The organism is Dendrosporobacter quercicolus (assembly GCF_900104455.1).
In the GTDB taxonomy this organism is placed as follows: Bacteria; Bacillota; Negativicutes; order DSM-1736; family Dendrosporobacteraceae; genus Dendrosporobacter; species Dendrosporobacter quercicolus.
Window position 1 is genome coordinate 1 of record NZ_FNHB01000020.1, and the last position, 14,324, is coordinate 14,324.

Annotated in this window: 11 protein-coding genes, 1 rRNA gene, 1 pseudogene and 1 riboswitch; of the genes and pseudogenes, 11 read left to right on the plus strand and 2 right to left on the minus strand. The window is 49.3% G+C overall.

Annotated elements, in window-relative coordinates:
- Positions 1 to 205: 205 nt before the first annotated feature.
- A complete protein-coding gene (locus BLR06_RS20425; protein ID WP_217636945.1) occupies positions 206 to 511 on the minus strand; it encodes a tyrosine-type recombinase/integrase in 306 nt (101 codons plus the stop codon).
- 481 nt (positions 512 to 992) lie between these two features.
- Positions 993 to 2,163, minus strand: a pseudogene (istA, locus tag BLR06_RS18800) (IS21 family transposase); the annotation flags it as partial.
- 153 nt (positions 2,164 to 2,316) lie between these two features.
- Between istA and BLR06_RS18805 the strand changes: the two are divergent.
- From BLR06_RS18805 to BLR06_RS18855, 11 genes are all read left to right on the plus strand, one after another.
- Positions 2,317 to 2,766, plus strand: coding sequence for a GNAT family N-acetyltransferase (locus BLR06_RS18805; protein WP_092075125.1), 450 nt, complete (start codon positions 2,317 to 2,319; stop codon positions 2,764 to 2,766).
- Between the two features lie 123 nt (positions 2,767 to 2,889).
- The gene (locus BLR06_RS18810) at positions 2,890 to 3,516 is read left to right on the plus strand and encodes a LysE family translocator (protein ID WP_092075126.1); all 627 of its coding nucleotides are present in this window, start codon (positions 2,890 to 2,892) and stop codon (positions 3,514 to 3,516) included.
- A gap of 805 nt (positions 3,517 to 4,321) precedes the next feature.
- The gene (locus BLR06_RS18815; RefSeq protein ID WP_173813002.1) at positions 4,322 to 5,338 is read left to right on the plus strand and encodes a Bug family tripartite tricarboxylate transporter substrate binding protein; all 1,017 of its coding nucleotides are present in this window, start codon (positions 4,322 to 4,324) and stop codon (positions 5,336 to 5,338) included.
- A gap of 365 nt (positions 5,339 to 5,703) precedes the next feature.
- A riboswitch (cobalamin riboswitch) is annotated at positions 5,704 to 5,886 on the plus strand.
- Positions 5,887 to 6,118: 232 nt separating this feature from the next.
- Positions 6,119 to 8,332, plus strand: a complete 2,214-nt coding sequence (locus BLR06_RS18820; RefSeq protein ID WP_092075128.1) for a TonB-dependent receptor — start codon at positions 6,119 to 6,121, stop codon at positions 8,330 to 8,332.
- Between the two features lie 13 nt (positions 8,333 to 8,345).
- Complete coding sequence (locus tag BLR06_RS18825; RefSeq protein ID WP_173813000.1) at positions 8,346 to 9,935, plus strand: ABC transporter substrate-binding protein; 1,590 nt, start codon at positions 8,346 to 8,348, stop codon at positions 9,933 to 9,935.
- On the plus strand, positions 9,932 to 10,885 hold the full coding sequence (locus BLR06_RS18830; protein WP_245698233.1) for an ABC transporter permease: 954 nt from the start codon (positions 9,932 to 9,934) through the stop codon (positions 10,883 to 10,885). Before BLR06_RS18825 ends, BLR06_RS18830 begins: the two co-directional genes overlap by 4 nt.
- A complete protein-coding gene (locus tag BLR06_RS18835; protein ID WP_092075131.1) occupies positions 10,882 to 11,715 on the plus strand; it encodes an ABC transporter permease in 834 nt (277 codons plus the stop codon). Before BLR06_RS18830 ends, BLR06_RS18835 begins: the two co-directional genes overlap by 4 nt.
- Before the next feature lie 18 nt (positions 11,716 to 11,733).
- Positions 11,734 to 12,675 (plus strand): ABC transporter ATP-binding protein, encoded by a 942-nt coding sequence (locus BLR06_RS18840; RefSeq protein WP_092075132.1) that lies wholly within the window; start codon positions 11,734 to 11,736, stop codon positions 12,673 to 12,675.
- Positions 12,668 to 13,432 carry an ABC transporter ATP-binding protein gene (locus BLR06_RS18845; RefSeq protein ID WP_092075133.1) on the plus strand — a complete coding sequence of 255 codons (765 nt, stop codon included), beginning with the start codon at positions 12,668 to 12,670 and terminating at the stop codon, positions 13,430 to 13,432. Before BLR06_RS18840 ends, BLR06_RS18845 begins: the two co-directional genes overlap by 8 nt.
- A gap of 206 nt (positions 13,433 to 13,638) precedes the next feature.
- On the plus strand, positions 13,639 to 13,914 hold the full coding sequence (locus BLR06_RS18850) for a hypothetical protein (RefSeq protein WP_092075134.1): 276 nt from the start codon (positions 13,639 to 13,641) through the stop codon (positions 13,912 to 13,914).
- 341 nt (positions 13,915 to 14,255) lie between these two features.
- Positions 14,256 to 14,324 (plus strand): 16S ribosomal RNA (locus BLR06_RS18855); the annotation flags it as partial.

The following is a 14,324-nucleotide window of genomic DNA, read 5'->3' on the forward strand; positions in this document are numbered from 1 at the left end:
AGGACTTATAGTTAAAATAATTACATGTAAACTAGGCAATACCTTTTGACTACGAATCAAAAGGTCGCAGGTTCGAATCCTGCCGGGGTCGCCATAGATATATCAAGGTTTTACGGGCATTTTCGTAAAGCCTTTTTTGTCGTTTTCATAGCAGTTTTACAACAACCGTGACAACAACGCGGCTGTAACTGCATTTTCTAAACGGTCAATGAAGTGGTGTTTCATGGTCGATGGGGGCAGCTGGAAACGATGCATTGAGCCATAAGGCGATTTTTTCCTGGCCGCCGGATATCCTGTGGGTGTAGACATTGAGCAGCATATGGGTGGTACTGTGGCCCAGCCGGTACTGGGCGTCCTTGATGCTGACGCCGTTGTCGGAAAGCCGGCTGGCGTGGTCATGCCGGAGCTTATGAAACGTGATCGAGAGATTTGTCTGTTCGGCGATTTTTGAAATTTCTTGGACCAGCGGCGAGGAAAATAAAAAGGCCGTCTTCCGTGGAAGGCGGCACACATAGTTGAGAAATTTTTCTTTCTCATTTTTTGGAAAATATGCTATACTGGCTGCTCGGGGGACGGTTAGCCCCTTCCTGTTTAGGGAAGGGGGGTGACGATGAATATCTATGAAGCATTGACATTTGCTGTCGCATTTGCCACGCTTATGGTATTGGTCACGACCAAAAAGAAATAACCGCCCCTGCTCAAATAGCGGCGATTATTTCTAATCACTAACGTTTGGGCTAACCGTTTTCCGGTTAGACAGCCTGTGGGGCTGGCGTGCTTGCAACACATCAGTCCTTTTCTTATATTATACCCATCGATACAAGAATATGCAAGCATTCGGTGAAAAATCCCCGTCGGCCGGTCCAGTTTACTTGCAATTCGGTGCAGAGGCGACAGTTCTATTATTATACAATGCCCGCCGGAAGTAAAAACGCCGGAGTTCTTAACCGCCGATCAAGATATCGCCGTTTTGTCCGCTGCATGGCTACCCTGTCATACATGCTGAGCGGCCTGATTTCAACCGGCGGTTTGTCCGTCTGCTTCGCATACGAAAACGGGGCTGCCATACCGTTTCTTTCTGCCAGTCCTTCATATTGACCCTTGAGCCAGACGATCCTGCCCGATGTGTATACCACTTTATGATGGGCGATTCTCACTTCGCCGTCATAAGCCTCAAATTCGTCACCGGAAATGCGCACTCTGACTTCACGCCCGCTATACTGCCAAGGTACACCGTATTTGGCTCCATCAAAGCTGACGAAACCATCTCGCGTCACTTTTCGCAGTTCCCAGCGGTACTTATCGCGAACCGCTTTATCCGGGAGAGGCAGGAGCGGCTCCTTCTTTAAAGCCATAAGTGGTATTTCGCCGGTAGTGCCGTGTGGTTTGCTATCTACTTTACGGCACCACTCCAGCGCCTGAAGATTCAGGTCATCGACATCCAGAAACTGTCTGCCTGGAAGAAAATTATCTTTTACATAGTCCACAAGCCGTTCTACCTTACCCTTGGTCTGGGGTCTTCTCGGCCGACAAACTTTCGGAAGGAAGCCCATATCGGCGGCAAAATCCTCAAAGCGCTTATTCCACAGCGGCTTGCCGGCTTCGCTGCCATCAATCACCGTCTTCATCCTGTCGGTGAGCACAATTTGGGGAACACCGCCGAAATACTCGAAGGCGTTTACCATGCATTTGAGCAGACTGTAGAAATCACAGCGTTTCGTGAACTCCACATATTTACTTCTTGAGCTACCCATGATCATAACAAATACCGGGGTTTTATGGACTATGCCACGCTCATCTATGTAGTGAGTGATGCCCCATTCCATCTGCGCTTGTTTACCGGGAGGGGTTTCATACCGTCTGACTGCCAGAGAACTCCTCGCCGGGCGCATTGCTTTTATATAGTCCTTGATGATGGTGATGCCGCCTGTATAACCCAGTTCCTGCAGGCGCTCATAGATTACCACACAGTTGAATATGCCGCTTTGCACCAGCTCGTCGATGGTAGACTTAAAGGGATCCAGTTTAGAAGGCCTTGTCCTGCCTTTCAGCTGGCTGTCCGGTATCACCGACCGCATATTTCTTCGCCGTGTTTTTCGATATACCTAATTCCTTGCCAATTGAATACGGGGATTGACCCGCCAGAGCCTTTTGCCTTATCATTAATATCAGCCCACTCCTGGGACTACGCGGCTGGCCGCACGCTGCAAGTACGTACGGTGCAGACTTAAAAGATAGCGATAGTGTAAATTACCGCATTGCAGTAGAATATAAATAGCAGCAACAAAATACTTTATATTTTATGGAGGTGTCCATATGCTACACAAAGCTAATTTAAGTGAGATAGATGAAATTATAGAATTAAAACTTAGTATGTTCCGTGAAAGCGGACATATGGATTTGTTGGCAGATGACGCAAAGCAAAGAATTCGGCAAAAATACATACAGCTTTATCAAAATGACGAAGCAGCACATTTCCTTATTAAAGATAGCGGCAAGATTATAGCTTGTTGTGGTGGTTTTATTAAGTCAGATATTCCCTATTCCTTTTATAAGCAGTCCTATTACGGCTTTATCGGGGATGTGTATACAATACCCCAGGAACGCACTAGAGGCTTAGCGACAGATTTAACAAAAGCAACGATTGCTTGGCTCAAAAGCAAAGGTGTTTGGACAATACGGCTGCTGGCCTCTGAGCAAGGTAAACCAATCTATCAAAAGATGGGATTTGTTAACACCGACGAAATGGCGTTAGCCTTGGAATAAACCGGCATCATCTAAAGCAGCCAAATTCAGTTTTCCTGCGGGTGCATAGAGAATCCACAGGAAACAAACAGTCTTTACCTTGATCGGATAGAAAAACATTTTGCGAAGGTAGGTATCTAATATATGGAACTAACCAATATCTATTTGTTTGTTTTGGTATCTTTCCTTTTGATTTTAACACCTGGGCCAACTACGATATACATCATTACGAAAGGAATGACGGAGGGACGCAAAGCAGCATGTAAGGCGGTATTGGGAGTATCAATCGGAGATATGTTTCAGGTGTTGGCGGCTTCTTTAGGGTTAGCAGCTTTGTTACAAGCATCAGCTTTGGCATTTTTTATCATAAAGCTGCTTGGGGCCAGCTATTTGTTCTATGTTGGAATAAGGTGTTTGCTAAATAGACAGAAGATGTCTGTAGAGACCTCTAAGGTGCAATCCACAGGCAAAAACTTATTTATCACCGGTTTTTTAACCTCTGCATTAAACCCGAAGACTACACTTTTTTTTCTCAGCTTTTTGCCTCAATTTATTGATAACAAAAGCACCTATGCTCATTATCAGATGCTTTTGTTTGGGGTAGTGTTTGTTATTGTGGGGTTTATCGTATTGAATATCTACGCTGTAGCGTCAGCGAAACTACGTTCTTGGATGGAGAGAAATGGAAAAATTCAGGAATATTTTAATTGGGTAACCGGGTTAATCTTTGTCGGTTTGGGATTGCGTCTTGCATTTTCGGAACGGAAATAGCACGCCTTACCATAGGCCTGCAGTTATTAAAGAAAGGGGCCCCGGCAGGGCGCTCCGGCCGGACCGGCCGCCGGGAACGAAAAACCAAGCACGCAGCCCGGAGAACGGCGGCGACCAAACCGCTCCACCGGGTCACCTGCGGCCACTCGCCTGGTCAAGTTTCTGGTTAACCTAATAATACGAAGCGGCCGGGCAAGTCAATAAGTTAATAAGGTAAGATTGTTGATGGGGCCGTCGCAGTAAGGAAGCCTAACATTTTTCATGGGCGCTTAAAACTTATGCAACAGTTGCACCAGGTCTGCTAATAAGCCGGTGAAGTAACACAGTAAGAATTTACTCAGCCTTTTACTTAGCAATCAATCTTGCTGCCCAGTTGAATAACAGCGCCGAAAAACGGTCGAAATCGGTTGGCGTTAAATCCGCTTGTTGTTTAAGCAAGATGCCTGTCTGCACAATTTGCCGTTCTTGCGGCCTCAGCACAGGGATAATGTCGGCCTTTTGCTTTATATAGTCTCCTGATTGACTGTAGTAAACGGCCTGTACGGTGAAAGTAGCAAGTTAATACTTGCTGTTGCCTAAGCTCAAAAAGCAAAGCCTGCGCTTTCCGGCCGCTCCACCGCGGGCTTGCCGGATACATGGCAAGCAGGTGTATTTGTTTGAGGAAGAAGGCAAGTGGTTTACAGAGTGAATTGTCCCGGTTGGCATTTTTGCTGACCGGCTTTATTTTTCCACTTACAAAATATGACATTGTTTGTTATGTAATCGGTATAGAATCGAATTAAAACGAATTATGGGAGGAAATGTTGTGAAAATAAGAAAATCAATTGCCTTGTCCTTAATGTTGTTATATTCGATGGGGATGGTTGCTGGCTGCGGAACGAAGGAAACGCCGGCCGCCGTTGCGGAAAAGTACCCGGATAAGCCAATTACGTTGATTGTTCCCTATGCAGCGGGTGGCGCCAATGACATAATGGCTCGGGCAATGCAAAAAGTGGTCCATAAACATTTTGGCCAAAATATCATTATAAAAAATGTGCCCGGCGCCGGCGGGATTTTGGGTTGGAATGAGTTAGTGGAATCAGAAGATGATGGCTATACATTGGGGACAGTGGATACAAGTACATTATTGCAGTCGCTATATGGAGCAACCCCGTATCACTACCCTTCAGCTTTGGATCCACTAGTGCAAATTCTGGAGATGCCGGTTGTTGCGGCTGTTCGCTCCGATTGCCCCTGGAACAGCCTTGCCGAGTTAGTGGATTACGCTAAGCAGAATCCCCACGCTGTTAAATTCGGACATAGCGGGTTAGGCAACGGGACGCATCTTGTCGGAGAAATGGTCGCGCAAAATGCCGGAATTATCTTGGATCAAGTACCTTTTAAAGGTACCTCGGAATCATTGGCCGCGATATTGGGGGGACATGTCCAGGTAATGTTTGCTGCTACTCCTGCCATTCAGGAACATTTGAAAAGCGGTGCAGTAAAAATAATTGGTATTGCCGTAACAAAGCGAATGAGCGACCCGCGTTACGACAACATTCCTACTTTTCAAGAACAGGGCGTAGATGTGGTATTTAGCTTCTTTATTGGCATTGGCGCTCATAAAGGTATGCCGGAGGAAATAAAAGCTAAATTGGTCAGCAGTCTTGATAAAACCGTGAATGACCCCGAGTACATAGAAAATATGAGAACGCTAGGCATAGAAGTCAACTATTTAAACCACGAGGACTTTTTTCAAAGATGGCTTAAAGAAACAAGAAGACTTACGAAAGTAGTCGAAGAATCCGGCATTGCTGAAAAAATAGCGGCGCAGAAAAAGTAAGGTGAAACACATAAATTCCTCCGTAATGTGACCAAACATTTTATTGTGTAAATATATCGGAGATTAGAAAGGCGGCACATCTTTCCGATGAAGGCCCGGTTCAGAGGTAGGCAATGTCTTTAGGCAGGTGGGTCCGCGTCTGGTTCGGTGCGGCTGCGCTAGTATTTCCGAAAAAAGCACGCTCAGCAATGTCCTTGCAGGCATCCGGAATGGAGTTTGCCTTTCCTCCTGTCTCATGGAAGGGCTGCAGGGATTAGGCGACTCCCAACAGCAGCGTAAACGATGTAAGTCAATAAAAGAGTTTGACACATTATTACAAAAAATGCTATTATGAAGCAAACATGGCAAAGCTAAATCAGGGACAACTACATAGTGTTGAGACAGGTGCCCGTCAGGGCTTAATAGGGAAGACCGGTGTAGAGCCGGCGCGGTCCCGCCACTGTAACAGGGAGCAAGGCCAAAGGATGCCACTGAGACCCCGCGTCTTGGGAAGGTTTGGTCAAGCGATGAGCTGGAGCCAGGAGAACTGCCTGTCTGTCAATCACCGTTTTTTACCCACGGCGATGGGGAGGCGATTAGAGTACTGAAAACATTGTACTGTTCTTCCCGGCGGATTCAACGCCGGGATTTTTATTGAGTATAATTTATTGCTTGCGATATCTCCTGCTTCTGGGCAGGGGATTTCTGTTTATTGGATCCAAACGCCGCCGCTCAGCTTTGACAGCCATGATCGTTATTTTCAGTAAAGCAGAATCATTATATTTTTTGAGGTGATCATTGATGAAGCGAATTCCCATCATGAAAGGACAGCTGCTGGCCGCCGCGATTGTATGCGCTGTTGCCGCAGGCTTTACGCCTGCCGCCGCTTATGCACAAGAAACAGCGGAAACGCCAGCCCCGGCCGGAGGGCAAAAAATTTCCGAATATACCATGGACAAAGTAGTGGTCGAAGGCAAACAGGACAGGCCGGACAGCCCGGGGGCCCTGGCCGACGGTTTTGCGCTCAACAGCGGCGGTGTAGGGTTTCTAGGTGAAAAAGCGGTGCTGGAGACGCCGTTTACGCAAACCACTTTGAGCAATAAGACAGTAGAAACCTTCGGCGCTCCCGGCCTGCCGCTTGACAGCATTTTGACCAACAGCCCTTCGGTCCAGGCAGCGGGCAGTGTACTGCATAACGACTTTACCTTCCGCGGTTTTCGCGCCAACGGCACCAGTTCATATGTCAACGGCATTCCCGGCATGTTTACCCAATTCAATGCCCCTACCTTTATGATCGACCGGATTGACCTTATTTCAGGCCCGAACGGCGGCATCAGCGGTACGGGCTCACACTATGAATCCAATGCCGCCGGCGGACTGATCAATTTTGTTGCCAAGAAAGCGCCGGAAGAGGCGCTGACGCGCTATACGCAAACCTTTTCCGGCTACGGCTCGTTTGGCGAGTATCTGGACATCGCCCGGCGCTTCGGCCAAGATAACGCCTGGGGCGTTCGGATCAATACCGAGCTGGTGAACGGCGAAACCTCAATCCACGGTGAAAATATTAAGGCCCGGGGGATTTTTGCCAATATCGATCACCGGGATGAAAAAAGCGCCACCAATATACTAACAGGCTACCGCTATATTGAGGTTGAAGGCGGAATGCGGTGGTTTAAATTAGGTTCTGCCGTCACCAAGCTGCCCAAAGCACCGGAATCAAGCGCCGATTACGGGTTTGATGGGATGGTGAAGGCGTCGCGCGGCTGGATTCTGGCCTTGAACCATGAACAAAAAATAAGTGAGGACTGGAAGGCTTTCTTTAATGGCGGTTTGAACCGCAATAATCTGACCAAAAACGTGAGCGGCGTAAACAGCGCCTTTACGATTAAAAATAACGCCGGCGATTATGACTTATATGTCAATAACGGCGGTACGCCTATGAACACCTATTATGCTCAACTGGGCGCGCAGGGCCGGATTATCGGCGGTGAAGTGCAGCACACCCTGACTCTGGCCCTGGACCATTCCTGGCGCAACCGGAAGTCAGCAACCGGTTATGTCAATAAAACAATCGGCGCCGGCAATATTTATACCGGTTTTGTACAGGAGCGCCTGCCGAACGGGGATTACAGCACCGGCTTGGCGGAAAAGCAAAAACTCTGGGGCTGGTCGGTGGTGGACCAGATTGACTATCAAAAATGGCAGTTCTTAGTAGGCGTGCACAAGCATTTCGCCACTGTGGATTCTTATACCCCGGCCACCGGAAAACGAACCGCCAGCGTGGACAGCGACGCCTTTAGCCCCACCTATGGGGTTGTGTACAAAGCGGCGGACAATCTTTCCGTGTATGCCAGCCACTCGGAGAGCTTTGATAAAGGTACCGTCGTAAGCAACACCTACGTGAATTCCGGCGAGATTTTAGCGCCGGCCAAGACCAAGCAAAACGAAATCGGGATAAAGCATGAGCATGCCGGCATTCTTACGGCCCTCAGCTTCTTCGACATTTCGCAGGCCAACAACATTGAAGTCGCCCTGGCCGGCGACAACAGCAAGAAATATCTGATTCAAGACGGCAAAGACCGGCATAAAGGCGTTGAGCTGTCCGCCAGCGGCAGCCTGAGCGATAAATGGAATGTCATGGGCGGCTTTATGCTGCTTGATGCCAGCCGGGAAAAAACCAAAGGCGGCCAATATGACGGCTATGATGTCAGCGGCCGGGCCAGATGGAACGGCATTATCGCTCTGGAATATCAGGCCGATGAGAAGCTGGGCCTTGTCGGGCGGGCCAGGTATACCGGCAAATCAACCATCAATGATGAGAAAATTGCCGTTCCCGGTTATACGACCTTTGATCTGGGCCTGAATTATAAGACCGTGCTTGCGCGTACTCCGGCGGTATTCAGCCTGATGTGCTACAATCTGACCAATAAGGATTATTGGATGGCGTCCCGCGGCGATCAGCTTTATGTGTCAAGGCCGCGCACTGTTGTGTTGTCCGCCCGGTTTGACCTGTAAGGAGCGGTGTGAAATGCAGGAGAATTTATTTGCCAGGGGGCGGTGCCACAGCCATCAACAGGCAGTCTGGCTGCTCCTCATGCTCGGCCTGGCGATTATGCTGGCGGGCTGCGCCGGCAATACTCAGTCCCAAGCCGGCCCGGCCGGGGAAATTGTGCTTGCATCGGCCAGAGACCTGACTCCCGGCAGTAAGGATCCCTATTATACCAGCGTGATCCTGCAGGTGTGGGAACCCCTCGTCGGCATCGGCGAAGACGGCCGGCCCGCACCCGGATTAGCAAAAAAATGGTCGCATTCCGCCAATTACCGGGAATGGATTTTGGAGCTGGCGGAAGGCGTAACCTTTCATGACGGCACGCAATTTAACGCTGACGCGGTGGTCCGTAATTTCGAACGGTATCGCCGCATAACACCCAGGGTATCGACTTTTTATGCTTTTGATATTGACGGGATTTATCCCGGCTTGCAGCAGGTCGCAGCTATTGGCCAGTATAAAGTCCGGTTGACGTTTAACCGGCCGTTCGCAACACTGATTTACAGCATGACCAATTTTGGCAGCCCGATGTTCAGCCCCGCCTGCTTTGACAGCAGCACCGGTGAATTTATTGCCGCGGCAGCCGGCACCGGCCCGTTTAAGCTTGTGGCTCATGCCACCAGACAATATACTCTGCTGGAGCGCAATGAGCATTATTATGGCGACAAGGCGAAAGCCCGAACCATCCGGATAAAGACGATTCCGAGCGCTGAAACACGCTATTCGGCTTTAAAGGCCGGTGAAGTCGCGGGGGTTTTAGACGTGGGCTCACTAACGCCGGCTTTAACCAGTGAATTGATGAAAGACGACCGTTTTGCCGTAGCAACCCAGACAGCAATCATTAGCCATTATCTATTTTGCAATGGCGAAAAAGCGCCGTTTAACGATCCCCGCCTGAAGAAAGCCGTAAGCCTTATGATCAACAGGGAAGTAATGGTCCGGAATTTTTTTCATGGCTACGCCATACCTACCGGAAATTTTCTCAATCGTGTGTCCCCGTTCAGCAAAGAAATCGAACCGCAGCGTGATCCGGCAAGGGCCAAGGAGCTGGCCAATGCCGCATTAAGCGGGCAAACGGCCGATATTACTTTTCTGGTCCCGCAATATGGGGTCGATCGCTATCCTTATAAGGAAATTGCCGAGTTTATTCAGGCTGAGCTGAAAGAGCTCGGCGTACGGGCGAATATTGTTATTATGGACTGGGCGGCTATCCAGGAGGCCAGGGCGGCCGGAAAGTACGATCTGATGCTCGGCACCCAGGGGCTGCCGAATTTCGAACCGGCGGTACTCTTCAAAAACTATATGAAAAGCACCGGCAGTGCGAATGTCCAGTATAAGCTGGGCTATCAAAATGGGGAAGCCGAGCAACTGCTTGAACGGCTGGACAATACTCCGGAAATTCCGGACAGAGCCAAAATTTATGACCGGCTGCAGGACATCGCGGCAGAGTCGCCGCCCTGCATTCCGTTGTTCGACGATATGAATCTGGCTGTCCACAGCCGGACAATACAAAATTACCGGCCGCTGTTTTATGGTATAACCTTAGACAAAATAGAGTGGGTACAATGATGAACAGTGTTTTGTTTTATGCGGCAAAGAAGATCCTGATGATTATTCCGGTGTGGCTGGGCATTACGGCGGCCGCCTTTATCCTCGGCGTTATTTCGCCAAGCGACCCCGCCGTAATGCTGCTCAGTATGGACGGCATTTCCGCTCCCGGCGCGCAGGAAATTGCCGCCAAGCGGCAGGAACTGGGCTTAGACCGTCCCTATGTCCTGCAGTATCTGTCGTGGCTGATGCAGGTGCTACACGGCGATTTAGGCCTGTCCTACATAACGCAGCAGCCGGTTTTGGATGAATTGCTGCTGCGGCTGCCAGTGACGATCAGTCTGGCGGCAGCGGCCTTGCTGCTGGTGGTTGTTACAGGGATCCCGCTGGGGATTTTTATGGCTTATAAAAAAGATGCCCGGAGTGATTTCGCGCTCAGGGCGTCGGCTGTGGCCACCACGTCAGTCCCGGCATTCTGGCTGTCCATCGTGCTGATGTGGCTGTTTGCGGAAAAGCTGCAGCTGTTGCCTACCAGCGGCTATGGAACACCGGCTCAGCTGATTATGCCCGCTTTGGCCCTGGCGGCGGGAACAACCGGTACTTTGATGCGCCTGCAGCGCGCCGCCCTGTTGGAGGTGCTGGAGCAAAATTACATCCTTACGGTAAAAGCCAAGGGTTTGCCGCTGTCCTTCATTATCCGCAAGCACGGTCTGGTTAACGCGCTGATTCCGGTCATTACCCTGCTGGGGAATTACTTTGGCGCGATCCTCGGCGGTTCCGCCGTGGTTGAATCCATTTTTGCTTTGCCGGGTTTGGGCAGTTATGTATTGGAAGGGATCAGAGGACGGGATTATCCGGCTGTTCAGGGCTACGTCCTCTTCACCGGACTGGTCTTTACCGCAGTTAATTTGCTGATCGATCTCACTTATCTATTGCTTAATCCCCAAATAAGGCTGGGAGGAAAACAATGACTGTGTTTAAAAAACTTCCTTTCCTGTACCAGCTTGCTGCGGTTGTTTTGGCCTTGTTTGCGGTCTGCGCCATTTTCGCTCCGGTCCTTGCTCCCTATGATCCCAATCGGGTGCTGCCGGATGAAACGCTGCAGCCTTGCTCGGCAGCTCATTGGCTGGGAACGGATGCTTTGGGCCGGGATGTGTTCAGCCGTATCCTGTACGGGGCGAGAATTTCCATCGGTTTTGCCGTGACGGCGGCCCTGTGCACAGCGCTGCTCGGGGTCTCTCTGGGGCTGCTCGGCGGCTATTTTGGCGGAATGGCCGATGCTGGCATTCAGTTGCTGGTCAATATATTCCAGGGGCTGCCGGGGATGTCCATGATGATTGCGATTGCCGGGGTTATGGGGCCAAGTACGTTCAGCCTGCTGCTGGCTGTTACCTTAACCTCATGGGCGGGTTTCTCCCGAATTGTGCGCGGCGAGGTGTTGAGAATACGGGAAGAAAGCTATATCGAAGGTGTCCGCAGCCTGGGCGGCAGTGATTCCTACATTCTGCTTCATTATCTATTGCCGAATCTGTTCAATTCCCTGATCATCCTGTTTACGGTACGAATCGCTGCGGTAGTGCTGTCCGTAGCCTCGCTGAGTTTTTTGGGTCTTGGCATGCAGCCGCCGCAAGCCGACTGGGGCGTTATGATCAATGACGCCAAAAGCTATTTCCGCAGTTATCCTAATCTGCTGTTAGCGCCCGGTTTCTGCATCTTAGCTTTATGCGCCAGCATTCATTTAACCGGCGATGCCCTGCGCGATATTTTCAGTATTCCCAAAAGCATTGACAAACCATATTGACAGGAAGGGCTGGAAGAATTGGATAAACATATCTATTTAGAAAACATTACAGTCGCTTTTCCGGCAAAAGCAGGAACAGTGCAGGCGGTGAACCAGGTTGACGCCGTTTTCAACAGCGGGGAAATCACCGGCATCATCGGCGAAACGGGCAGCGGCAAATCGGTTTTGGGGAGGTCTGTTTTACGTCTGACGGCGGCGAATAGCAGGATAACCGGCAGGATTATTTACAAAAATGCCGACTTATTGCAATTAAGCGAAGCAGAGTTGAATCAGATCCGCGGCAAAACGATTGCTTTTATACCGCAAAATCCGGATACGGCCTTTGATCCGACGATGACAATCGGCCAACAAATTATGGAAGGGCCTGTCTATCATAAAAAAACGCCGCAAGCTGCGGCTAAATTGCTGGCAATCAGGCAATTGCAGCGGTACGCTTTTCCTGAACCGCATAAAATAGTAAACAGCTACCCCTTTCAGTTAAGCGGCGGCATGCGCCAAAGGACCTTATGCGCCATGAGTACCGCGCTTTCGCCGGAATGGCTTATTGCCGATGAGCCGACCAAAGGCTTGGACGCGATGATCCGCCGGCAGGTATGCCAACTATTTTTTGATTTGAAAGAAAACATGCAGGTCAGCATCATTATGATCACTCATGATTTAAGACTGGCCCAAAAGCTATGCGATACCATTATCGTGCTTTATGCCGGGACAATTTTTGAACAGGGGACGGCTGGCGAGCTGTTTCAGACGCCGCTGCATCCCTATACCGGCGGGTTGTTGAATGCCCAGCCGCACAAAAGCCTGTTGCCGCTGCCGGGAATGCCCCCCAGCCTCATTGACCTGCCCCCTGGCTGCAAATTCCAGCCCCGCTGTCCTGAGCAAACAGAGCTGTGCCGTCTACAGGAGCCGGCTTTGCAGGCAGTAAACGGCCGCCGGGTGAGGTGCTGGAAGTATGCTTGACGTAATCAATGTGACCAAGACGTACCGAACAGGTTTGTTGGGGGGGACCCCGGCCATTGCCGTGAACAACGTTTCTTTTTCACTGAAAGCCGGGAAAACCCTGGGGCTGATCGGTATGAGCGGGTCCGGAAAATCAACGCTGGCGCGTCTGGTGTTAAGACTTATTCCCTGTGATAGCGGCAGAATCGTATTTAATGGCGTAGAGATCACCAACTTTAACCGGCGACAGATGAAAAAGCTGCGTCAAGAAATGCAGATATTGTTTCAAAACCCGGAGTCTTCGTTAAATCCCCGCATGACTATTGGCAAAAGTCTGGCGGAGCCCTATCTATTTCAGGCAATAAATGATAAGGACTATATTGCCGGGCAAATAGAAGGATGGTTAGCATTTGTCGGCTTAGGACCGGAAATATTGAACAGGCAGCCGCATCAATTAAGCGGCGGCCAATTGCAGCGCGTCTGTATAGCAAGAGCACTGCTGCTTAAGCCCCGGTTCCTGGTATTGGATGAGCCCACTTCCATGCTGGATGTATCTGTTCAAGCCCAGGTCATCGAGGTGTTGAAAAATGCGCAGCAAGAATACGGAATAGCTTACCTGTTCATTTCGCATGACCTTGATTTAATTAAAGCCTGCAGTGAGGAAATCGCCGTCATGCATCAAGGCAGAATCATTGAACAGCAGCCGGCTGAAGCTTTATACAAACAGCCCAAAGAGGAATATACCAAAGAACTGCTGGATACCTTTCTGAATTTTTAGGACTTATAAGCCTTTTTTGTGAGTTTCGGGATTTCTTCAACCACCATTAATGAGGATACTGATCCTGCTTTTAGTATTTAATTTATTTATCCGGCATAAAGTTTGCTGCATGCCGGTTATTTTATATTGTCGATAAGTGACTGTTATTGATATAATTAGGTTAAAATAATCTTAGGTAAACCTTCCGTTGGTTAAAGGAGAGTTATATGAATCAGGAGCTTGCAGATGAAATGGTGTGGATCGTAAGTTTTGCTGTTGATGATGATGATGGAACGCAAGAAAGCTATTTAATTGAAGAAAAAAATCTGGCAGGCTATCGGCGCGATATTGCCGACAATTTGCGGGATATGCTGGGAAAAGGCTTGTTCTATAGTAAGGAAGAGGCAACAAAATGGGCCGAAGCTCAAGTGAGCAGACCGTGCTGCGGCAAGTCCGGCGGTTGTTGCCGGCAGCAAACTAATTCGCAAGCAAAAAAGTATTGACACTAGGCCAAAATAGTGTTAACATAAATAAGTCGCCACTGAGTGGTGGCACAAACTACCAAAAAAAATATGTTGACACAATGAATAAGTTGTGTTAATATAAATAAGCTGTCCGATGGCGGCAAACGTGATGTGAATGAGCGATAGCGAGTAAACAGCGCGAAAGTGTTCCCTGAAAACTAAACAATGTAAGAACAAAAATGCCAGATGTGCCCTGAACAGTTCTACAGGAACTGTTCAGTACTAGCAGCATAAATGCTGCGTCGCGGTTGGAAAAATCGCGAGTCAGTTTGTTAACTTTAAGAAATAAATAAAGAGCCATCAAGGTTCTTCATAATACTTTTATGGAGAGTTTGATCCTGGCTCAGGACGAACGCTGGCGGCGTGCCTAACACATGCAAGTCGAACGG

What these genes read in the sequence shown, in the direction of transcription:
- BLR06_RS18805 (WP_092075125.1), top strand. Translation starts at nt 2,317, where the DNA reads ATGCTACACAAAGCTAATTTAAGTGAGATAGATGAAATTATAGAATTA.
- BLR06_RS18810 (WP_092075126.1), top strand. Translation starts at nt 2,890, where the DNA reads ATGGAACTAACCAATATCTATTTGTTTGTTTTGGTATCTTTCCTTTTG.
- BLR06_RS18820 (WP_092075128.1), top strand. Translation starts at nt 6,119, where the DNA reads ATGAAGCGAATTCCCATCATGAAAGGACAGCTGCTGGCCGCCGCGATT.
- BLR06_RS18825 (WP_173813000.1), top strand. Translation starts at nt 8,346, where the DNA reads ATGCAGGAGAATTTATTTGCCAGGGGGCGGTGCCACAGCCATCAACAG.
- BLR06_RS18830 (WP_245698233.1), top strand. Translation starts at nt 9,932, where the DNA reads ATGATGAACAGTGTTTTGTTTTATGCGGCAAAGAAGATCCTGATGATT.
- BLR06_RS18835 (WP_092075131.1), top strand. Translation starts at nt 10,882, where the DNA reads ATGACTGTGTTTAAAAAACTTCCTTTCCTGTACCAGCTTGCTGCGGTT.
- BLR06_RS18845 (WP_092075133.1), top strand. Translation starts at nt 12,668, where the DNA reads ATGCTTGACGTAATCAATGTGACCAAGACGTACCGAACAGGTTTGTTG.
- BLR06_RS18850 (WP_092075134.1), top strand. Translation starts at nt 13,639, where the DNA reads ATGAATCAGGAGCTTGCAGATGAAATGGTGTGGATCGTAAGTTTTGCT.